General features: G+C 68.6%; 18 protein-coding genes. 4 read left to right on the top strand and 14 right to left on the bottom strand.

What is annotated here, in order from left to right:
• The 10 genes from ACWIHT_RS43395 to ACWIHT_RS43350 form a co-directional block, all read right to left on the bottom strand.
• Positions 1–3,612 (bottom strand): non-ribosomal peptide synthetase (locus tag ACWIHT_RS43395; RefSeq protein WP_456174141.1); only part of this gene is annotated, 3,612 nt, incomplete at its 3' end.
• 116 nt (positions 3,613–3,728) lie between these two features.
• Positions 3,729–4,712, bottom strand: a complete 984-nt coding sequence (locus tag ACWIHT_RS43390; protein WP_456174140.1) for a methyltransferase — start codon at positions 4,710–4,712, stop codon at positions 3,729–3,731.
• A 109-nt stretch (positions 4,713–4,821) separates the two neighbouring features.
• The gene (locus tag ACWIHT_RS43385; protein WP_456174139.1) at positions 4,822–5,040 is read right to left on the bottom strand and encodes an MbtH family protein; all 219 of its coding nucleotides are present in this window, start codon (positions 5,038–5,040) and stop codon (positions 4,822–4,824) included.
• 72 nt (positions 5,041–5,112) lie between these two features.
• Positions 5,113–6,237, bottom strand: coding sequence for a beta-ketoacyl synthase N-terminal-like domain-containing protein (locus ACWIHT_RS43380; RefSeq protein WP_456174138.1), 1,125 nt, complete (start codon positions 6,235–6,237; stop codon positions 5,113–5,115).
• A 56-nt stretch (positions 6,238–6,293) separates the two neighbouring features.
• Positions 6,294–7,538 (bottom strand): beta-ketoacyl-[acyl-carrier-protein] synthase family protein, encoded by a 1,245-nt coding sequence (locus ACWIHT_RS43375; protein WP_456174137.1) that lies wholly within the window; start codon positions 7,536–7,538, stop codon positions 6,294–6,296.
• Positions 7,538–7,783 (bottom strand): acyl carrier protein, encoded by a 246-nt coding sequence (locus ACWIHT_RS43370; protein WP_456174136.1) that lies wholly within the window; start codon positions 7,781–7,783, stop codon positions 7,538–7,540. The genes ACWIHT_RS43375 and ACWIHT_RS43370 overlap by 1 nt, the downstream gene beginning before the upstream one ends.
• 64 nt (positions 7,784–7,847) lie before the next feature.
• Positions 7,848–8,636 (bottom strand): phosphosulfolactate synthase, encoded by a 789-nt coding sequence (locus tag ACWIHT_RS43365; protein ID WP_456174135.1) that lies wholly within the window; start codon positions 8,634–8,636, stop codon positions 7,848–7,850.
• Between the two features lie 37 nt (positions 8,637–8,673).
• A complete protein-coding gene (locus tag ACWIHT_RS43360) occupies positions 8,674–9,675 on the bottom strand; it encodes a hypothetical protein (protein WP_456174134.1) in 1,002 nt (333 codons plus the stop codon).
• A 56-nt stretch (positions 9,676–9,731) separates the two neighbouring features.
• Positions 9,732–10,544 carry a thioesterase II family protein gene (locus tag ACWIHT_RS43355; protein WP_456174133.1) on the bottom strand — a complete coding sequence of 271 codons (813 nt, stop codon included), beginning with the start codon at positions 10,542–10,544 and terminating at the stop codon, positions 9,732–9,734.
• 286 nt (positions 10,545–10,830) lie between these two features.
• Positions 10,831–12,123 carry a glycosyltransferase gene (locus ACWIHT_RS43350; RefSeq protein WP_456174132.1) on the bottom strand — a complete coding sequence of 431 codons (1,293 nt, stop codon included), beginning with the start codon at positions 12,121–12,123 and terminating at the stop codon, positions 10,831–10,833.
• Between the two features lie 664 nt (positions 12,124–12,787).
• On the opposite strand from ACWIHT_RS43350, the gene ACWIHT_RS43345 reads away from it, so the two are divergent.
• Genes ACWIHT_RS43345 through ACWIHT_RS43330 form a run of 4 tightly spaced genes read left to right on the top strand, consistent with a single transcriptional unit; the run spans position 12,788 to position 17,479 of the window.
• Positions 12,788–13,558, top strand: coding sequence for a GHMP family kinase ATP-binding protein (locus tag ACWIHT_RS43345; RefSeq protein ID WP_456174131.1), 771 nt, complete (start codon positions 12,788–12,790; stop codon positions 13,556–13,558).
• An 8-nt stretch (positions 13,559–13,566) separates the two neighbouring features.
• Positions 13,567–14,634, top strand: coding sequence for a PLP-dependent cysteine synthase family protein (locus ACWIHT_RS43340; RefSeq protein ID WP_456174130.1), 1,068 nt, complete (start codon positions 13,567–13,569; stop codon positions 14,632–14,634).
• Positions 14,631–15,887 (top strand): ATP-grasp domain-containing protein, encoded by a 1,257-nt coding sequence (locus tag ACWIHT_RS43335; RefSeq protein WP_456174129.1) that lies wholly within the window; start codon positions 14,631–14,633, stop codon positions 15,885–15,887. The genes ACWIHT_RS43340 and ACWIHT_RS43335 overlap by 4 nt, the downstream gene beginning before the upstream one ends.
• A complete protein-coding gene (locus tag ACWIHT_RS43330) occupies positions 15,884–17,479 on the top strand; it encodes an argininosuccinate lyase (protein WP_456174128.1) in 1,596 nt (531 codons plus the stop codon). The genes ACWIHT_RS43335 and ACWIHT_RS43330 overlap by 4 nt, the downstream gene beginning before the upstream one ends.
• Before the next feature lie 112 nt (positions 17,480–17,591).
• On the opposite strand, the gene ACWIHT_RS43325 is transcribed toward ACWIHT_RS43330, so the two are convergent.
• From ACWIHT_RS43325 to ACWIHT_RS43310, 4 genes are all read right to left on the bottom strand, one after another.
• Positions 17,592–18,674 (bottom strand): S1 family peptidase, encoded by a 1,083-nt coding sequence (locus ACWIHT_RS43325; RefSeq protein WP_456174127.1) that lies wholly within the window; start codon positions 18,672–18,674, stop codon positions 17,592–17,594.
• A 231-nt stretch (positions 18,675–18,905) separates the two neighbouring features.
• Entirely contained in the window at positions 18,906–19,799 is an 894-nt protein-coding gene (locus ACWIHT_RS43320) for a slipin family protein (protein WP_456174148.1), read from the bottom strand.
• Between the two features lie 160 nt (positions 19,800–19,959).
• Positions 19,960–20,859, bottom strand: a complete 900-nt coding sequence (locus ACWIHT_RS43315) for a S1 family peptidase (RefSeq protein WP_456174126.1) — start codon at positions 20,857–20,859, stop codon at positions 19,960–19,962.
• A 252-nt stretch (positions 20,860–21,111) separates the two neighbouring features.
• Positions 21,112–21,900 carry a DUF1684 domain-containing protein gene (locus ACWIHT_RS43310; protein ID WP_456174125.1) on the bottom strand — a complete coding sequence of 263 codons (789 nt, stop codon included), beginning with the start codon at positions 21,898–21,900 and terminating at the stop codon, positions 21,112–21,114.
• Positions 21,901–21,902 lie beyond the last annotated feature (2 nt).

Below are 21,902 nucleotides of genomic sequence, written 5' to 3'. Positions count from 1 at the left end.
AGCCGCAATGTGATGGACCACCACCACCAAAACCCACTCATCAACCGCGTCCGCAACCTCCAACAACCGCACCCGCCACGGCAGATCCCGCTCCAGATCAAAACCCGTACCCGCTATCCCCGTGACAACAGCGGCAACCCGGTCGGTGGACACCAGCTCCACACGGACATCGGGAACACCCGCGGCAGAGTCCAGGACGAGCTGGCTCGGCTGACCATCAGCATCCTGCGGAAACACCGTCCGCAAGCTCTCATGACGACCCGCCACATCCCCCAACGCCGCCCGCAACGCCCCCACATCGAGCGTCCCCGTCAGCCGCAGCACGAGAGGAATGTTGTACGTCGCGGAGACGCCCTCCAACTGGCCCAGGAACCACAGCCGACGCTGCGCGAACGACACCGGAAGAACCTCCGGCCGCACCCGCACACCCAACCGCTCCCGAACCCCACCACCCTCATCAAACCGACCCACCAGACCCGCCACCGTCGGCGCCTCAAACAACGCCCGGATACCCACCTCAACCCCGAGCACCGACCGAACCCGACTCACCAGACGAGTCGCCAACAGCGAATGACCACCCAACTCAAAGAAACTGTCATCGATCGACACCGACTCCACACCCAGCACCTCAGCGAACAGACCGCACAGGATCTCCTCCCGCGACGTACGCGGCCCACGACCCACACCCGCGGCATACTCCGGCGCCGGCAACGCCCGCCGATCCAACTTCCCGTTCAACGTCAACGGCAGCGCATCCAGCACCACGAACGCCGACGGCACCATGTACTCCGGCAACCGCTCCGCCACGAACGCACCCAGTACGCCCTGGTGCACGCCGGCCGGGTCCGTGCCGGCAGGTGGGACCACGTAGGCCGTCAGCCTCTTGTCGCCGGGGGTGTCCTCGCGGAGGATCACTGCGGCCTGGGCCACTTGGTCGTGTCCGGCCAAGATCGTCTCGATCTCGCCCGGCTCGATGCGGAAGCCGCGTACCTTCACCTGGTCGTCGACGCGACCGATGAAGTCCATGGTGCCGTCGGCGAACCAGCGGACCACGTCTCCCGTGCGGTACATCCGCTCGCCCGGTCCGCCGAAGGGGTTGGCGACGAAGCGGCTCGCGGTCAGTTCGGGGCGGTTGAGGTAGCCGCGCGCCAGGCCGTCACCGGCGATGTAGAGCTCGCCACCGACACCGGGGGCGACCGGCCGCAGCGCCTCGTCCAGGACGTAGAGCTGGGTGTTCCAGAGAGGGCGGCCGATGGGAACCGTGTGGTCCGGTACCTGTCCGGGGTCGCGGAGCGGGTTGACGGCGGAGAAGACGGTGGTTTCGGTGGGCCCGTACTCGTTGGCGACGACCGTGCCGGGGCAGGCCTCCAGGACACTTCGTACGGCGGTGGCCGAGGCCACGTCGCCGCCGGCCCAGATCTCGCGGACGCCCTGGAAGCAGGCGGGGTGTTCTTCCGCGAGGACGCGGAACAGGCCGGCGCTGACGAACAGGCCGGTCACGTCCTGGTCGGCGATCACCTTCGCCAGATCGGCAGCGTCCAGCAGCCCTGCCGGTGCCACTACGACACACCCGCCGGTGAGCAGTGGCGTCCATATCTCGAAGGTCGATGCGTCGAAGGCGTAGGGAGAGTGCATGAGCACGCGCTCGTGCCGGCCCGAGCACCAGTACTTGTCGGCGGCCAGGTGGACGACGTTGCGGTGGGTGTTGGCCACTCCCTTGGGTACGCCGGTCGAGCCGGAGGTGTACATCACGTACACGAGTTGCTCGGAGTGAACCCCGGCCGCCGCCCTCGGGCTGCCCGTGCCGCTGTCGGCCGTCGCGGCGCCGGAACTGTCGGCTCCGGATGCCGCCTCTCCCTGGTCCGTGACCCGGATCACGGGTATGTCCGCGGTGAACCCGATGTCATGCGGAGCCCTGTCCGTCAGCAGCACCATGGCGGCGGTGTCCTGAAGGATGAACTCGGAACGCGCGGCCGGCTGGTTCGGGTCGATGGGTACGTACACGCCTCCGGCCTTGAGGACCGCGAGGGACGAGACGACCACGCCCACGGAGCGTTCCTGGAGGACCGCGACCCGGGATTCGGTGGTCACACCGGCGCGGAGGAGTCGACGGGCCAGTCGGTCCGCCCTGGAGTTCAGGTCCTCGTACGTCAGGACGGTGTCGCCGCTGGTCACGGCGTGGGCGTGAGGTGTCCGCGCCGCTTGGGACTCGAAGAGTTCATGGACGGCGACGTCGTGCGGGTAGTCGACGGTGGTGTCGTTCCAGTGGACGAGCATCCGCTCGCGCTCGTCCGGTTCGACCATGTCGGCCTGGCGCAGGGGGGCGTCGGGGTTCCTGACGAGCTGGTCGAGCAGGTGCAGGAAGCGGGTCTGGTGGCCGGCGACCTCCTCCGGGTCGTAGAGGTCGCGGTTGCCGTCGAAGTCGATGGTCGGTCCGCGGCCCTCGTCGGGGTCGCGGACGACGATGCAGAGGTCCGGCACCGGACCGCTCGAAAGGTTGTGCGGGACACCGTGGAGATCGCCCAGGGACATACCGTCGTTGAACGAGATGATGTTGGCGACGACGTTCCAGATCCGTTGGGCCTGGTTTCCGCCGCGGATCTCGCGGATCAGGTTCTCGGACCGGAAGCGTTGGTGGCGCAGTGCCTGGTTGACCTCGGTGGTGGCCCGGCCGAGCAGATCGCTGAAGGAGTCCTCGCCGGAGACCTTCAGGCGGAGGGGCAGTACGTCCGAGACCGTGGTGAGGGTCTTCCGGGCATGCGGCGACTTGCGTCCCATGACCGGAAGGCCGAGCACGATGTCCTGTTCGCCGGTCATGCGGCTGAGGTAGACGAAGACGGCCGCGATGAACACCACCGAGCGTGTCGACCTGCGGGTGTGGGCGAGGTCGCCCAGCCTGACGCTGTCGGCATGGTCCAGTTGTGTCGTCACCCGGGTGAAGCGGCCGTTGATGCCGGGCTCGCGGGACGCGAGCGTCGTCGGATGCGGACGGTCCGCGAACTTGTCGAGCCAGTACTGGCGGTCGGCGGCGAACTTCGGGGAGGTGAGGTACTTGTCGTTCTCCTCGCGCAGCGGGCCGAGGTTCCTCGCGGCTTCGTCCGCGGCCGGGACAGCGGTCCCTGACCGGAGAGCCGTGTAGATCTCCCCCATACGCTGCTGGAACAGTGCGCCGCCGTAGCCGTCCATGAGGATGTGGTGGAACCGGGCGTACCAGAGGTGCCGTCGGCTGGATATCTCGAAGAGGGCGAAGGTCCAGAGCTGATCGGTGAGGATGCCCACGGGTTTCACGAGGTCGGCGTGCATCCAGTCCCGCGCCGCGGTCTCGGGGTCGGGTTCGGCGGAGACATCGATGAGTTGGACGACCGGCACGAGGGAGGGGGCGACGGTCTGTCGTACTCCGTCCGGTCCTTCGCTGAACCGCAGGTGCAGGACCTCGGATTCGCGGAAGGCCTGCTTGCAGGCCTCCTGGAACAGGACGACGTCGAGCTCGCCCCGGAACTCGACATACTCGGCGATGTTGTAGGCATGCCCCGAGGGGTCCAGCTGGTGGCCGAACCAAATGCCGGCCTGCGCAGTGGACAACTCCCAGTGAGCGCTCTGCTCTTCGGACACCCTCATCACCTCAAACTCGAAGCCAAAACTGGAACGGACAGCACGACGGCACCCTCGTGTGCTGGGTGTCGCTCTCAGACCTTCGTCTCGCGCTCGGCGACCTGCTGTTCGGTCGGTCAGCCGAGGATCTTGTGCGCCTCGATCACGTTGAAGAACGAGTTCGCGAGTGGAGTGGCGTTCGAGATCCGCAGGCCCGCGAGTCGCAGCAGGGAGCGGTACTGGCCGAGGGTGCGTTCCCGGCCGCCGAGGACGACCATCATTCCCAGGTCGCTCCACCACGCCGGATGTGGTTCGTTCGACTCCGGCAGAATCATTTCGCAGATGAGCAGACGGCCGTCCGCTCGCAGCGCCTCCCGGCTTCTGCGCAGGATCTCGATCGCTTCGTCGTCCTCCCAGTCGTGCAGGATGCTGCACATCAGGTGGGCATCCGCCCCGGTCGGCAGGGCTCCGAAGAAGTTGCCCGCCGCGGTCTCGCAGCGGTCGCGCAACGGAACCAGCTCTCCGGACAGTTCTGCTCTCTCCACCACGTTGGGCCGGTCGAAGAGGATTCCCCTGATGTGCGGATTCGCCGTCAGGATCGCTGTGAGGATGGTGCCCTTGCCTCCGCCGATGTCCAGGACGCACCGCACGCCGTCCCAGGCGGGGAGCGCCGCCAGGCCCGCGTAGAGACGGTTCGCCCGCTCCCGCATACGTTCGTCGAACGTGGCGCCCACGGCGGAGTCGTGGTCCTTGTGCGCGAAGAACCCGGCCCCGAACGCGCGGTCGAAGGCCGGCTGACCGGTGGAGATCGTGTCGGCCGCGCCGAGCCAGGCACGGTACGAGTCCACGTTGCTGAGCGTGGCCCGCATCGAGACGGGAGAGTCGCTCCGCAACAAGTGGCCCAGCTGGGTGAGAGAGAACCGGCCCTCGCTGTCCTCGGTGAAGAAGCCGCAGCTGGCAAGGGTCCTCAAGAGCCGCTCCAGGGCCCCGGGGGCCACATTGAACACTCTGGCCAGGTCTTTCACGTTCTTCGCCGAGTCGGAGAACTCGTCCGCGATCGCCAGGCGTGCCGCGACGGAGAGCGCGTACGGCAATACGGCGACGATGCTGTCGTCGGCCATGCGGAGGAATTCGCGAACGATCGGGTCAGTCGCGGTGGCGATGACACGCTCTCTGTCCGTACTCACCCAGCTGTGCCTTTCAGTCATGACGTCGGTTCAGGAGGTCGGTTCAGGAGTTGGTGTCGCCCATGGCCTCCACCAGGCTCTTCGGGCGCATGTCCACCCAGTTCTCATTGATGTGGTCGAGGCAGGCCTGACGGGTGTCCTTGTCGTGGACGACGGTCCACCCTGCGGGCACTTCGGCGAACGAGGGCCAGAGGGAGTGCTGCCCCTCGTCATTGACCAGAACTACGTAGGTGCCCTCGGGGTCCTCGAACGGGTTGGCCATGGTGTGTTCCTTCCTTGCAGAACGGATTCCTGGGTGCCTGAACGAATCCAGCGGATCCGTGGACCAGGTTCTCTATCGACCGGCCGGCAGCAGGCGCAGGACCGCGCCGGCCACCGCTCCGTCGGGATCGGCGGCCGTGACGACCACGAGGTGGTCACGGTCGCCGCCGCGGCGCTGTGCGGTGCTCAGCAGCGCCAGGATCTGGAAGAGGGAGGCGGCGGCGGACGTGTCCCCGATCAGTGAGCCGATCTCGGGGCGGACGATCGTCTCCGCGCCGAACATCTGTGTGAGGAGTCGGGTCTCCATCGACTCGGACGTGCCGCCGCAGCCGCTCGACATGGCGGCCCGCACGTCCTGGGCGGAGACTCCGGCGGCCTCAAGCGAAGCGGACACGCAGCGTTGAAGGGCCTCGGCGGGATCGCCGTTCACGTCGACGCGCGACGTGACCGACAGCACCTCGGCCAGCACGCCGCGCCCCGCGGCCAGTGCCTCGGCCTCCGATCGTTCCAGCAGCAGCACGGCTGATCCTTCGCCCAGCTCCACGCGGTCCTCGGAGTCGGGTCGTCGGTGGTGCTCAAGCCAGGAGCGGGCTTGGGAATACTCCTCGGTGGCGCCGACCATCACGGTGTCCACACGGTGCTCGACCAGCAGCCGCCGGCCGTACTCCAGGGCTATCAGGCCCGCTACCCGGCCGGCGGCGATGGTGCTGTTGGGCCCGCGGACGCCGTGGAAGATGGCGCTGGCGGAGGCCGACCTGTTCATCGCCATGTTCGGGAGGGCCACGGGCGGTACGTCCTGAGGGCGCCGGCCCTCGAAGGAAGCGCGGGTCACGTCGGCGTAGCCCTGTGCGCTGCCGGCCGTTGTGCCCAGTACCACGGCGGTCTTGAACCCTCCGTCGGAGACGATCTCGGGCACGTCCCGCAGCAGTTCCCGTATCGCGGTGATCACCAGTCCCGCGGCTCGGTCGAGACCTCTGGTGCCGGTCATTCCCAGGACCTCCCGGACGCGGAAGTCCGGTACCAGCCGGGCACTGGCGTCCGCCACGACTCCCCATTCGGCGATGTCGGGAGGACCAGCGGTGTCATGGCCGGACGACAGTCCCTGTTCGAAGGCCTCGCGTCCCACGCCGAACGGCGACACGGCGGACCAGGCGGTGATGACCGGACCCGTCGCCCGGTTCGTCTCGGTCCCCAACACGGCTGCTCCTTTGGTGGCTTCGGCGTCATTCCTGCTGTCTGCTTCCGTGTGCGCCACTAGTCGTCGTGCCTGCCGAGGACCACCACAGCGTTGTTGCCGCCGAACGCCAGGGCGGTGTTCTGGACGATCCTGACGTCAGCTTCGAGCGAGTGGTTGGGTACGCAGTCGACCGCGCATTCCGGGTCCGTCTCTCGGTGATTGGCCGTGGGCGGAATGAAGCCGTGATGAATGGCGAGGGCGCCGGCCACCGCTCCGATGGCACTCGCCGCGCCCATGGTGTGACCGGTCATGGACTTGACCGCCGACATGCGCGGCATGGCATCGCCGAAGACGTCGCGCATGGCTTGGGCTTCGACGAGGTCGTTGGTCTTGGTTCCAGTGCCGTGCGCGAGGGCGAGATCGACATCCTCGGGCTTGATCCCGGCGTCGTCGAGGGCCAGCCGCATGCACCTCGCCACGCTCTCCCGTTCCGGGGCCACCGGGTGGTGGGCGTCGCAGTTCAGTCCGTAGCCCATGACTTCCGCGTAGACGCGTGCGCCGCGCGCCCGTGCGGATTCGGCGTCCTCCAGTACGAGCATGCCCGCGCCCTCGCCGAGCAGCAGGCCGTCACGTTCGGCGTCGAACGGGCGGCACTCCGTTTCGGCGATCAGGCTGAGTCTGGTGAAGCCGGCCAGGTTCTTGCGGCACAGTACGTCCGCTCCACCCACCAGGGCGTATGCGCACTCTCCGGACCGTACGGCGTCCAGCCCGGCACCGATGGCGTAGTTTCCGGCGGCACAGGCGGTGGCGATGGACATCGCTTCCACGTTGCCGAGCCTCAGCTCCCGCGCCACGTGCACGGAGAGCTGGGAGGCGGGGACCCGGCGGGCCAGCTCCGCGGGCATGTCTTCGAGGGTTCCGGGGAGGACCGCCTCGACCACTGCCTCCAGGTCCGGGTTCCCTCCGTCCGTCGTGCCGACAGCGATCAACCCGCGTCGTTGCTCTTGCAAATCTGCAAGGTTCAGGTCAGCGTCGGACAAGGCCATGCGGGCCGCCGCGATGGCAAGTCGGGCCGCCGGCCCGACTTCCTCAAGGGGAAGGTGGAGAATCCAGTCCTCCGGCGTGAACCCGGCCACCTGGTGACCGCGCCGGTACGGAAATCCTTCGGTGTCGAATCGTGTTATCCGCGTTGTGCCGACCAGGCCCGCCCGCAGTGCTCCGGCGAACTGCTCGACACCGTTGCCAATGCTGGAAAGTACACCCATGCCGGTGATGACCACACGTCGATTTCTGCCATCTGTCTTGTCCCCCGTGCCTGCCATTATTTGGCCTTGGCGGTATCGAGAAGTTCAAGCACCGTCTTCAGGTCGACCATACGCTTCAGATCCTCCCGAGCTATTTCGATGCCGAATACGATCTCTATACGGCTCACTATCTCGATGGCGTTCATGGAGTCTGCGCCGTAGTCCTCCAGGAACTGCCCGGTGAGGGTCAGCTCGTCTTCTTCCATTTCGAGAATGCCGCAGATGATTTCACGAACCATGGCTTCGCGCTCGGCAGAAGGCACAGCTGCCCCTTCCCTTCAGTCCTGTGACAGCAAAAAAGTTACCGTTGACCAGAAAGGGTCAACATCATTTGCCCTGGAACGTGCGCTCATAGGCGTCACTGTGGAGGCCGTGACGGTAGGTTTCCACTCTGAGTATTTCTTCCAGGCGCACATTACCAAGCGCGACATCGGCCTTGAAATGATCGAGCAGTGCAAACTGGCTCGGCTTGGTGGGCGCCTCGAAAATCAGGCGCTGCAACCCGAACTCGTCGGCCAGAGCGTCGGCCAGTCGGCCGTTCAGCCTGCCCCGGGAATCGAAGAGCCCCACGTCGGCGGCATTTTCCCGGCCTTCGACAACCAGGTGAGTGGCACCCTCACTCAGCCACTGCGCGCCTTCCTCGATAAGCTCCTTCACCGTCACCTCGTCGAAGGATCCGGCGTGTTTTCCGCCTATCTCATAGCTCACCGTGAGGCCGCGGGAGGTCGCCGCCTCCATCACGCGTCCGGGGTGGAGATCGGTGCGGGTGAATCCCTGGCCCGCCTCGATGCCCGTCAGGCCCAGTCGCCGGCACAGGTCGAAGTACTCCTCCAGGTACCCGCGGTCCGCCGCTATCTCGAACATCCCACCGCCGACCGTCACCGGCAGGTCGTGATCCCGGGCGGCGCGGATCTTCTGCCGCAGGCTGCTGTCCTCGATGAGCAGCCATGTCGCCATGGAGAGCTTGAGTCCCGCCATCAGCGCATGGCTCTGACCGATGTGGCTCGCCACCGTCCCGACGTCGTAGCCCGGGTCGAAGGGGTAGGTACGGGGGGCTCGTCGGACGACGCCCAACGATGCGAGGAAAGCCTGTTGCGGGGAGGCCGCATCATTCACTTCTAACACCATTTGATCTTTTCTTCATGGAAAGGGGTCACCTTTCCAGACGAGTGCCGACGCCGCTCTCGACCGCTCGTCCGTAGATCGCGGCGGCGCAGGCAATGTCTCCGATGGCTTGTCCGATGGGGTTGAAGAAGATGGTTTCCTCGGGTTTCTCCCGTCCCGGGCGCGAGCCCGTGACGAGGTCGGAGAGGTCCGCGTGGCAGCGCTCGGGCCCGAAGGTGCCCTGCTGCGCCATGGTGTGCAGCAGCTTCCCGGGCCGCATCACCTGCTCGTAGCAGTCGACGACGATCTTGTCGCTCCTGAGGACCACATCCGGCATCGGGTCGGCGAGCGAGACGTTCAGGAACAGCGAGCCGCGCGGTACCCATGCGGCGGGGATCCACGGCTCGGGCGCGGTGGTGACCACGAGGACGACATCGGCTCCGCGCATGCATGTGGCGGCGTCGCCGTGGACCGTGACGGGGAGCTGATGCTCGTTCTGCGCCCAGCGGGCGAAGGCCTCCGCCTGCTGTGGGGAGACGTCGTGGACGTCCACCGCGTCGGGCCTGCCCCACGTCTGGCAGAGGAGGGAGAGGTGCGTCCGCGCGAGAAGTCCGGTTCCCAGGACGGCGAGGCGTCTGCCCTCGGGGGCCAGGTGGCGGCAGGCCAGGGCGGAGACCGCCGCGGTCCGCCACGCGCTCACGACGGAGCCGTCCATGATCGCAACGGGGTAGGCGCTGTCGGCATCGTTGAGCACGATGACGGCCGACGCTCTGGCGATCCCGCGGACTTTCTGGTTGTCGTGGGCGCTGCCGATCCACTTGATGCCGGAGATATGGACGTCCCCGCCCACGTATGCGGGCATGGCGATGATGCGGTCGGTCGGATGAGGGCGTTCAGGGCGACGCAGGTAGGGCTTGAGCGGCTGCACCACGTCGTCCTCGGCCTGGGCCCGCAGCGCGACTTCCATCGCCTCGACGAAGAGGGTGTACTCGCGGCCGATGGCGCGTTCGACGTCGACGGCCGACAGGTACAGCAGTGCATCACGTGCCATGGGGTCCAACGCGTTCAAGATTCCTCCCGCATCCCGTTCGCGGCCAATTCGATCACTCAGTTCTCCGCGTTCGACCTGAGAGGTAAAGGTTCCGCTTTTCCACCGGCAAGCCGGTGGATGGTGCGGTGCACCTCGTGTGCGAGTTCCTCTTCATGCTCCACGAGATAGAAATGGCCACCGGGGAATTTATGTGACACATAGGACCCCGTCGTGGCGTCCTCCCATGCGGCCACCTTATTCCACGGAACATCGGCGTCGTCAATGCCGGCGAAGGCGGTAACGGGCGTAGAGATCCTGCGGAGCGGCTGCGGAGAGTACTCCCGCAAGAGACTGAAATCCGAACGAATGGCGGGCAGGACCAGTTCCCGTAGTTCTGGCCGCAGTACCGGGGCGATGTCCGCACCATCGATCCTGCGCAGTTCGGCGATCAGCCCTTCGTCACTACCGTCCGGCCATTCCCGCTCGGACGGCAGGTGGGGCGCCACCTGGCCGGAGACGATGAGTCCGAGCGGCCGGTGGGCAAAGGATATCTCCAGGCGCCGTACCACCTCGAATGCGACCCAGGCGCCCATGCTGTGACCGAACAGCACAAGAGGGGGATCGCGAGCGAGGTACGGCTGGAGGGCTTGGGTCACTTGGACCGCGAGCTCGTCCATCCTGGATATGGGTGGCTCAGTGATGCGGTCCTGCCGACCGGGATACTGAACGGTCAGCAGCTCGACTCCGGCGGGCAACCACCGAGCCCAGGAGTTGTAGAAACTGGCGGCACCACCGGCATGCGGCAGACATACGAGACGTAAGCGCGTTTCATGGAACCGCCCGACCCGCCGAATCCACTCCGCTCCCGGAGTGAGGCGGTCAACAGGCATGCCCAGCACCGAATTTATCCGGCGGGGTCCCTGGTTCACAAGAAGCTTCCGCGGTCGCCGCGGACGAACTCTCCCCTAACGCCGCGAAGAGCGGCGCACCGACACTTGGACAGCGTCGAGCCATGCTATTCACCCCCGTGTGAGTTAGCACATTTTGTGTTGCAGATGTGAAACCGTCAAGATCCTAGGGGAGTTGGGCGGCGAGGGCAACGAAGTTTCCCGCACAACCACCGGCCACCCGACGCGCCGATGACGCTCGGCGCACGGTCCCGACGCGTACCTGCCGTCAGGACGCCCTCGCCCGGCCGGCCTCGTGGACGCGCTCCAGCACGCGCACGGCTTCTTCGACGGCGTTCTCCGTGCTCAACCGCTCGGCGAGCCGCTCGGCGTTCCGCGCGACGCGCCCGTCGGTCGACGTCGTGACGATGGCGGACGCCAGGGCCTCGCCCGTCAGCTCCCGGAACTTCACCGGCGGCGTCGACACTCCGAGCCCGTGGACGTGATCCGCCCACATCTGCTGCTCGTTGTGGAACGGGCAGGCGATCTGGGGGATGCCGGCCGTCAGTGCGGCGTTGTACGTTCCCACGCCTCCGGCGTGCACGGCGGCGCGCACCCGCGGGAAGAGCCAGTCGTAGGGGACGTCCTCGACCACCATGATGTTCGCCGGCGGATCGCTGATCCGCACACCTCCCCAGCCCTCCACCACGACCGCACGCTCCCCGGCCTTGCGAACCGCCTCGACGACCAGCTCACCGGTCTCCTCGGGGTCGCCGCCGAACATGCTGCCGAAGCCCACCGAGATCGGTGTCGCGCCGTCGCCCAGGAACTCCACCAGCTCGGCCGGGGGCTGCCAGCCGGGGTGGTGGGGCAGCGTCCAGAAGCCGGTGGTGTGCACCCAGTCGGGCCAGTCGGAGGCCGGCTTGAGGACGTGCGGGCTGAAGCAGTGGAGCACGGGTGTCGGATTGCCGTGGGCATCGGTCCTGAAGTCGGTGGAGCCGTCCCGGGGCGGGAGCCCGAGCACGTCCGAGCGCCACGCCGACACCCAGTCGGAGATCGGCGGTGCGAGGGGCCCGTTGACCCTGGCGTGATCCTCAAGGTTGGTCTTGGTGGGCCGCAGCCCCGGGCCTGGCGAGTACTCGCGGGAGACGACGTAGTGCGGATAGAGGGAGGCCAGGACGTGCGGTACGCCGAGTCGCTCGGCGATCTGGGGGACCACGTGCCGGGAGGACGGCGAGTGGACGATGACGTCGGCCCCGTCGGCCGCCACGTCCCATATCTCCCTCAGCATCAGCGGGAAGACACGGGGGAAGAGCGCGATCGTGGCCTCTTGGAGTTGGCGCTGCGCCTCGGGGTCGTCGTTGTGCAGGTACAGCTTCCTGGTGTCCGGGTGGGACTGAAGCCGTACCAGTTCGTCGTTGAGCGGGGCGAACGGCACGCCGTACGTCTCGGCCAAGGGCCCGTACAGGCGCGGTCCGGCCAACACGGCGGTGTGTCCCGCCTGCTTGAGCCCGTACGCCAGTGCCAGGTATGGCTGAATGTCGCCGCGGCTTCCGTCCGCGACATACACCAGAACCTTCAATTTCGTTCCTCCCTGAACCGGACCTGGAACCCGCGCACACGGCGGAAATCCGCCGAAGGTATCGAGGTGGTCCGCGACCGGCCGACGTGTGGGAGGGAGGGGGCGGCGCATGTGCCGCAGCATGGCGGCCTACCGCTCGAAAACGTCCCGTCCCGCTCCCCCGCAGGATGTTCTGGATCGTACAGACATCCCTCACGGGAGCCACGAGATCGCGTCAACTTCGTTGCCTGGAACGGTTGTTGGGCGTCTCGCGGCCGAGCGCCCGGGCAGGCCGCCCGTGGACGGTTCCCGCCCGGACTGTGTCTGTGATCACTTGTAAAATGCCTCGACCGAAGGTCAAATCAAGGGGTTAAGGTGCCATGGGCCACGGGGGCACACGAGGGGACAGGTCCATCCCCCACCACAAACATCGCCGTCTTCCGGCACAGGTTCCCCCTGCGTGCTCCACCTGCTCGCGCCCCTCCGCCAGGAGGGGGCTGATTCGAGCGGGGATGCGACAACCGTCAAAGTGCCGGAGAGAGTCGGGGAACAGGTGCATCAGAGCGAAGGGCGGGTGGGTGAGGCGTCGGCCCCGATACACCACGGCGAAGTGCTCCAGGGCTTGTTCCCCGACAGAGGCACCCTGCGCCGCGGCCTGGTGACCCTTCCCTGCCCACTCCATTCCGTGCACGCACGGTTCACCTCGAACGGCCGGGCCGACGTCGCCGTTTTCCCCGCCTGGCGGAACAAGGCGCGCACAGCGGCCCGACTGACCCTGGCCGCCTACGACTTACCCGTCGGCGGCCACCTGCGCATATCGAGCGATGTACCGCTCGGGCGCGGATTCGGATCCTCCACGAGTGACGTGCTGGCAGCGATCGGCGCCGTTCAGGACAGGTACGCGCTGCGCCTGTCCCCCGCCGCGAAGGCCCGGTTGGCGGTACGCGCCGAGATCGCGTCCGACTCACTGATGTTCGACTCGACAGCCGTACTCTTCGCCCATCGGGACGGCGACGTCATCGAGAACTTCGGCCATCCCCTTCCGGCACTGCACGTCCTGGGCTTCGGGTCGCGGCCGGGTCAAGGGGACCGCGGAGTCGAGACCCTGTCCCTGGCTCCCGCCCGCTACACCGATGACGAGGTGCTGCGGTTCGCCGAACTGCGCGCCATGCTCCGCGAGGCCGTACTCGCCAAGGACGTGGAGCGGTTGGGGCGCGTGGCCACCGCCAGCGCCCTGCTCAACCAGCGCCATCTCCCCATCCCACAGCTCGACCGGATCCTCGAAATCGCCGAGGAAGTACGGGCGTTGGGGCTCCAGATCTCGCACAGCGGGGACATCGCGGGACTGCTCTTCGACCGCGACCACCCCTCACTCGACGTCCGCTCCGCACACGCCGAGGCGTCGCTGCGTGACATCGGCATCGTCGAGTCATGGAAGTTCACGACGAATGGATGAATGGGATCATGTCAACCCATCAGTCAAGCGCTTATCCCTCGGTGATCGAGGCGGTGGAACTGCCGAAGATCATCCATGTCGGCGGGAACCTCTACGCCGCCGCGTTCACCCTGATGAAGCTCCTCCCGGCCCGCTACATCATCGACAGGGCCATGGCCGCCGGAGACCTGACCCCGGACACACCGGTCATCGAGACGTCCTCCGGCACCTTCGCCCTGGGCCTCGCGCTGGTCTGCCGGCAGCGGGGGTTCCCGCTCACCATCGTCGGCGACCGGTCCATCGACGACGACCTGCGCAACCGCCTGGAGATGCTCGGCGCCGAGGTCGAACTCGTCGAGGACCGCGGACAGCCCGGCGGCATCCAAGGGGCGCGGCTGGCAAGGGTGGAGGAGTTACGCCGGGCGCGACCCGACAGCTTCGTCCCGCAGCAGTACACCAACCCCGACAACCCCGCCGCCTACGCCTCGGTGGGCCGACTGGTGTCCCGGACCCTGGGGTCGGTCGACTGCATGATCGGACCGGTCGGTTCGGGGGGTTCCACGTGCGGTATCGCCTCGACGCTGCGCTCGGACACCCCCGGGCTGCGCCTGATCGGCGTCGATACACACGGCTCCGTCATCTTCAAGGCGCCGGAGGGGCCACGACTGCTCAGGGGCCTGGGCAGCAGCATCGTTCCGGGGAACGTCGTGCACGCGGCGTACGACGAGGTCCACTGGGTGATGCCCGGCGATGTCTTCCAGGCCACCCGTGAGCTCTACCGGCGTCACGGCCTGTTCATGGGTCCGACCAGCGGCGCCTCCTTCCTGGTCGCCTCGTGGTGGGCGCGGCTGAATCCGGACGACAAGGTGCTGATGGTGCTCCCGGACGAGGGGTACCGCTATCAGTCCACCGTCTACAACGACGCCTGGCTGCGTGAACAGGATGTCCGGTCCACGCCGCCGGCCACCGCGGGGCCGCGGCTCGTGGAGCGGCCCGGCGAGGACGGCGGGAGCTGGTCCAGGTTCCTGTGGAACCGCCGTACGTACGAAGATGTGGGCGCCTTCACCGGCCTGGAGACGCAGGGGAGCATCGCGTGACTCAGCCCATGCTGCTACTGGTCGAGAGCAACACGACGGGAACGGGGCGGCAGTTCGCCCGGCGGGCCAGGAGCCGGGGGATCCGGCCCGTCATGCTGTGCGCGGATCCCGGGCGCTACCTGTACGTGGCCGAGGACGACGTGCGCGCCGTCGTCGTCGACACCTCGGACGAACACGCGGTCCTCGCCGCCGCGCGGCGGCTGCGGGCGGACGGGCCGATAGCGGGGGTCACCTCCAGTTCGGAGTACTACGTGGCCGTGGCCGCCGCGACGGCGCGCGCCCTCGACCTGCCCGGACCGGACGTCGACGCGGTGCGCGACTGCCGCGACAAGGCACGGCAGCGGCGACTCCTGAGCGAAGGGGGCGTGGCCGTCCCCGCACACGAGCGGGTCGGCGGTGCGGACGAGGCGCGGGCCGCCGCCGAGCGGATCGGCTGTCCCGTCGTGCTGAAACCGGTCCAGGGTTCCGGGAGCCTCGGGGTACGGCTGTGTGCGGACGGGGACGAGGTCGCCGCCCACGCCGCCGGGCTGACGGCCGCGACGACGAACGAGCGGGGCGTCGCGGTGCCGCGGTACGTACTCGTCGAGGAGTACCTGCGCGGTGACGAGTACTCGGTGGAGGTGTTCGGGCACACGGCGGTGGTCGTCGTCGCGAAGCGGCTGGGCCCGCTGCCGGACTTCGTCGAGCTGGGCCATGACGTTCCGGCCGCGCTGCCGGAGGTCGACGCGGCCGCTCTGCGTGAGCAGGCCGTGCGCGCGGTGAAGGCACTGGGACTCGGCTGGGGCGCCGCACATGTCGAGCTGCGCATGGAAGGCGGCGACGTCCGCGTCGTCGAGGTCAATCCCCGGCTGGCCGGCGGCATGATCCCGGAGCTGGTCCGGCACGTCCTCGGCATCGACCTGGTGGACGGCCAGGTCTGCGCGGCCGTCGGTGCGGACCCGGCCTTGGCACCGCGGGCCGTCCCACGGACCGCGGCCATCCGTTTCCTCACCGCGGACCGCCCGGGATTCCTCGACGACCGTATCGGGACCGAGCGGGCGCTCGCCGCGGCCCGTGCCGTGCCGCACACGGAGACGGCCGTGCTCTACCGGGCTCCCGGCCAACCCGTGGAACCCGCCCGCGACTTCCGGGGCCGGCTCGGACACGTCATCGCCACGGCCGACGACGCGGCGCTCTCCGGCCCGGCCGCCGAGAGCGCGCTGCGCGAACTGGCAGGCGCACTGCGCCCGACGACCGAGGAGGTGCCCGCATGAACACCCGGCACACCACGGGTACGGCAGCCGCCGCGGCCGACCCCGGCGTGAACACCGGAAGGCTGAGCACCGGGCTGAACGACGAGGCGCACGCGATCGTCTACGACCAGTATCTGCCGGCCGACCGCACGGCGGACGGGCTCGGTGAGGAACTCCGCCTCATCAGCGAGGTCGACCGCGCCCATCTGGTGATGCTCGCCGAGCGCGGCATCGTGAACCCCGCGCACGCAGCCGCGCTGCTGCGCGCGATCGACGATCTGCGCCGCTCGGACTTCGCGCCGGTACGGGCCAGACCCATGCCCCGGGGCGTCTATCTCGCCTACGAGGGCACGCTGACGGAGCGGCTCGGCGAGGAGATCGGCGGCGTGATGCACACCGGCCGGTCCCGCAACGACCTCAACGCGACGACGGCCCGGCTGCGGGGACGGCGGCACTTCATGCGCCTCGTGGAGGCTACGGCGGCCCTCGCCACCGCCCTCCTGGACCAGGCCGAGGAGCACCGGTCCGTCGTCATGCCCGCGTACACCCACGGGCAGCCGGCGGTCCCCATCACATACGGCCACTACCTGGTCGGAGTGGGCTGTTCCGTGATCCGTGCGCTGGCGGACCTGCTGCACGCCGGACGGGAACTCGATGTCAACCCGCTGGGCGCCGGCGCGGTCGGCGGTACGTCCGTGGCCATCGACCCGGAGCGTACGACCGTCCTCCTCGGGTTCACGGCACCGGCCCCCAACTCGGTGGACGCGGTGGCCTCCCGGGATTTCGCGCTCAGGCTGCTGGGGGCGGCCAGTGCTCTGGGCGTCTCGGTCGCTCGCACCGCGCGGGACTTCACGGCCTGGACGTCGGAGGAGGCCGCCCTCGTGCACCTCGCCGACGACCTCGTGGGCTCCAGCTCGATGATGCCGCAGAAGCGGAACCCGTTCCTCCTGGAGCACATCCAGGGGCGGGCGACGGCGAGCTTCGGCGCGTTCACGGCTGCCGCCTCCTCGATGGCCACGGCGACGTACACCAACGCCATCGCGGTGGGCACCGAGGCTCTGCGGCACACGTGGCCCGGTCTGGGGAACACGACGGACGCCGTGACGCTGCTGCGTCTCGTCGTGCGGGGCGCCACGCCGGATGCCGAGCGCATGCTGCGGCGGGCCGTCGACGGGTTCACTCCGGCCACGTACCTGGCCGAGCGGCTGGTCGCCGCGGGGATGCCGTTCCGTAGCGCGCACCATTTGGTGGGCAGGACGGTGCTGCGCGCCCTCGATACGTCGCGGTCCCTCGCGGAGGCCGCCCGCGACGTTCCGGAGATCGCCCGCCTGACGCCACATCACTCCGGGGCGGAACCCGCGGGCAGCGGTCCGCGGGCTGTGGGCGAGGCGGACGACTGGCTGGAGCCGACGGCTGTCGTGCGGGCCTCCGCCTACGGTGGTGGACCTGGTGGTGAGAGCATCGCGCGCGCGGTGGCCGCGCTCCGGTCCGATCTCAAGGCGGCGCAGGTCGAGGGTGCCGAACGCGGGAACCGGTGGGCGGCCGGGGCTGCCCTGCTCGACAAAGCGGTGGAAAGGTTGGTGTCACCGCTCCCGAGCGCGTCTCCCGAATGAGTTCGAAGGCGAAGACGTCGTCGAGCGGCGCCAGTTGACACCATGAAGCCCCACCCCCTCGCGCCCAGGAGCAGGACTTCACGACATAGTGCGAACGGCGTCCTACGACGACTCAGCCGATCCGCGCCCCGAACGTCGACAGTGCCTCGGTGACCGGCTGGAAGAAGGTCTCGCCGCCCGAGGCGCAGTCGCCGCTGCCGCCCGAGGTGAGGCCGATCGCCGCGTCGCCGTCGAAGAGGGAGCCGCCGCTGTCGCCGGGCTCGGCGCAGACGTCGGTCTGGATGAGGCCGTTGACGATGTCGCCGTTGCCGTAGTTCACGGTGGCGTCCAGGCCGGTGACCGTGCCGGTGTGCACCTGGGTCGTCGAGCCGCTGCGGGTCACCTTCTCGCCGACGGTGGCGTCGGCGGCGTGGGTGATGGGCTGCGAGGAGCCGTTGTGGAGGTCGACCGCGCTCGGGTGGGCGACGTCCGAGGTGTACTTGACCAGGCCGAAGTCGTTGCCCGGGAAGCTTGATTGCTCGTTCGTGCCGATCTGGTTCCCGCCGGCGTCGGTCCAGGTGGAGATGGCCTCGGTGCAGTGCCCGGCGGTGATGAAGTAGGGCGCGCCGCCCTTGACCACGTTGAAGCCGAGCGAACAGCGGCCGCCCGAGCCGGTGATGGCGTCGCCGCCCGCGATGAAGGTCTTGAACTCCCCTGCGGTGCGCCGGAGTTCGGCCTTGCTGCCGAGTCCGTCGACGACCTTGGTGAGTTTGGCCCACTCCGCGCCGGAAACCGTGCGGTCGGCGGTGACGACGACCTTGTTGGTGGTGGGGTCGGTCGCCCATGAGGTGCCGGGGATGGTGGCGTCCTGCTTCAAGGTCGTACGGGCGCCGGTCAGTTCGGCGAGGGAGTGCTCGACGATTCTCGCCTTGGCGCCCGCCGCCTCGACGGTGTCGGCGGCGGCCCGGTCGAGCACGTTGACCACGAGGCTCTTGGTCTTCGCGTCGTAGAACGTGCCGGCCGCGTCGGTGCCGAGGTGCTCGCCGAGCGTCGAGGCGAGCTTTCCGGCCGCCGGGGCCGAGAGGGTGCGGAGTGCGGCCGGCTTCGATGTCTCGCTGGCGTTCGCACTCTGCAAGGTGACTCCCGCGACGACCAGCGCGGCTATGCCCGCGCCCGCCACGGTCGCCCGTCGCCCGGATATGCGTCGGTGCTTCAACTCTCGTCCTCCTGTGGGGGGGTCGGTCCGGCAGGTCAGAGGGCCCGTTGGACCGAAAGGTAGGTTGACGGGCACCCACTCTTCCCAACCTCACAGGGGGCGCACAAGGTCGACTTCAGGTCGCGCGCGGGGCGCGGCCGTACGCCCTCATCGCTTTGACTGTTCACTGTCACCCCAGGCCGTTCGCACTGCAAACACCGCGCGCGAGCGGCGGCCATCAGCCGGTGAGGACTAGTCCCGTCCGGAAATCGATCCCTCGGGTTCCGGATCCGAGTGGGGCGCGGCGGGCGGGAGTTGCTCCTGCACCGGTTGCGGTGCCACAGGTGCCACAGGGGCAACCGGTGCCACGGGCGCCGCGGGTGGGGCCGGGGCCGCTCGTTCCAGGAAGCGCAGCAGTTCCACCGGGAAGGGGAGGACGAGGGTCGAGTTCTTCTCGGCCGCTACCGCGACCACCGTTTGCAGGAGCCGGAGTTGGAGGGCGGCGGGCTGCTCGGACATCTGCTCGGCGGCCTCGGCGAGTTTCTTGGAGGCCTGCAACTCGGCGTCGGCGTTGATGATCCGGGCCCGGCGCTCGCGGTCGGCCTCGGCCTGGCGGGCCATCGAGCGTTTCATGGTCTCGGGGAGGGAGACGTCCTTGATCTCGACGCGGTCGATCTGCACGCCCCAGCCGATGGAGGGGCTGTCGATCATCAACTCCAGTCCCTGGTTGAGCTTTTCGCGGTTGGAGAGCAGGTCGTCCAGGTCGCTCTTGCCGATGATCGAGCGCAGTGACGTCTGGGCCATCTGGGAGACGGCGAAGCGGTAGTCCTCGACCTGCACCAACGCGTCCGCCGCGTCGACGACCTTGAAGTAGACGACCGCGTCCACGCGCACGGTCACGTTGTCGCGGGTGATGCCCTCCTGCGCGGGGACGGGCATCGTGACGATCTGCATGTTGACCTTGCGGAGCTTGTCCACGAACGGGACGACCATCGTGAAGCCGGCCCCGCGCACTTCGGGCCTGAGCCTGCCGAGCCGGAACACCACGCCCCGCTCGTACTGTTTGACGACCCGCGCGGCGGCCATCGCGTACACCACTCCGACGGACGCGAGTGTCACTCCCGCCGTCACCAGCTCCTCGACCATCACGGCCCCCCAGGGTCCGACGTGGCGCATCAGGTGCCTTCTCCGATACGACGACGGTAACTCCAGGCGACGCACAAGAGCGAGCCCCCGCACGCCAGTTGCGTACGGGGGCTCACCCGCTACCGGCCGCGGTCCGGAGCGGAGGTGCCGCGGGTGGACGTCAGCCGACGCTCACGCCGTAGTAGCTCAGTGCCTCGGTGACCGGCTGGAAGAAGGTCGTGCCGCCGGAGGTGCAGTCGCCGCTGCCGCCCGAGGTCAGACCGTAGGCCACGGTGCCGGAGTACAGCGGGCCGCCGCTGTCGCCGCCTTCGGCGCAGACGGTGGTCTGGATCATCTGGTACACGATGTCGCCGCTGCCGTAGTTGACGGTGGCGTTCAGGGCGGTGACCCGGCCGCTGTGCGTGCCGGTGGTGGAGCCGCGCCGGTAGACGGTGGTGCCCACGGCCGGGGTGGCCGCGCTGGAGATGGTCTGCGTGCCTACCGCGCTCGGGTGGGCGATCGCCGTGTTGGTGTACCTGACCAGCGCGAAGTCGTTGGTCGGGAAGCTGTAGCCGACGTTCGTGCCCAGCGTCGTGGTGTGCCCCGAGTTGGAGTACCAGGTGGAGGCGACCTCACCGCAGTGGCCGGCGGTCAGGAAGTAGTACGTGCTCCCGCTGTGCACGTTGAAGCCGAGCGAGCAGCGGTAGGCGCCGCCGTAGATGGCGTCACCACCGGTGATCAGCTTCTTGAACTGACCGGCCGTGTGCTTGATGGTGAGCGCGCCCGCGGCGCTGCCCGCCTGCGACTTGATCTTCGCGATCTCGGCCTGGGAGACCGTGCTGTCGACGGTGACGACGACACGGTTCGTCTTGGCGTCGACCGCCCAGGCGGTGCCTGGGACATCGGCCTTCAGCACGGACGAGTTGGCCGCGGAGAGCTGGGTCGCGCTGAACGTCTGGGCTTCGCTCGCGTTCGCGGTGGGGACGGCGAACGCCGCAGCGGCGACGAATCCGGTGGCCACGGCGATCAGCCCGGTCCGTCTCGCGATTCCGCTGCGCGGGGTGGTGCGCTTGATCCTCACGTTTCGTTCCCTCCTAGGGGAATTCGGGGGCCCGCGTGGGGTCGGGGCCCGTGAGGCGCAGTCGGGGGCGGGTGTCCGGTTTTCGAACAAGCCGTGTCCCTGACAAGCGCTGTGGGGGAGTATTCGGCTGCGTGACCGACGGGCGCAAGGGCGCCTTTCGGCCGTACAGCCTTCAACTGGCCCACGATCTACGCGAGTTGATCACCCCGCCGCTGGCAGCCACATCCCGGCCCACCAGGGCCGATGCCCCGTCTACCGAAGGGTGCGCTCCCCCGCCTCGATCGCGACGCCCAGCGTATTCCCCGGCGGCGGGAAAGGGCAGATGAAATGGTCGGCGAACGCGCACGGCGGGAGCACCGCCCGGTTGAGGTCGACCGTCGTGCGCCCCTCGGCATCGGGCGCGTCGGGATACAGGAACCGGAACCGGTAACTGCCGTGCCCGCTCGTGGAGTCGGCGAACACCGCCCACAACCTGCCGTCGTCCTGCACCGCGACCTGGAGCGTCACCTCCAACCCGTCGAGCCTGAAGGCGAGTTCACCCGAGAGCCCGAGCCCGCGCCGGACACCGTCCGCCGCGTCCACGCGCACGAGGCGCCGGGTGTCGTACGGCGTGAAGCGCCCCGGCACCGAGAAGCGCGGATCGTGGGGCGTGGCCTCGATGCCCCGGAACACGCGGCGGGCCGCCGAGTCGGGGTCGTAGTCGCGCACGCACCAACCGCCCTCGCGGATCAGGACGACCAGCCGGTGCTCGCCGAGGCCGACGCGGGCCGCGGCCACCGGGCCGGTGTCGGCGCCGAGACGGACCGGGCCGGTGAAGAGTTCCCCGTCGAGGGTCAGTCCGGTCCGTTCGTCCTCCGGTGCGCCGAGGACGACCGCGTCGCCGTCGAGGAGCCACACCCCGGGGATGCCCGGAAGGCGCCCGTCCGGATGGTCCTCCAGCCAGTGCGTGCCGGTCAGGGCGAGCGGGCCGTAGGGCGCGGACACCGACTCGACGCGGCGCTCGTGCCACCGCTTCCACTCGGCCACCGCGTCCGAAGGCATCC

The organism is Streptomyces sp. NPDC002276 (assembly GCF_053891435.1).
The sequence above is the reverse complement of the archived record's forward strand: the minus strand, read 5'-3'. Positions and strand labels throughout refer to the sequence as shown.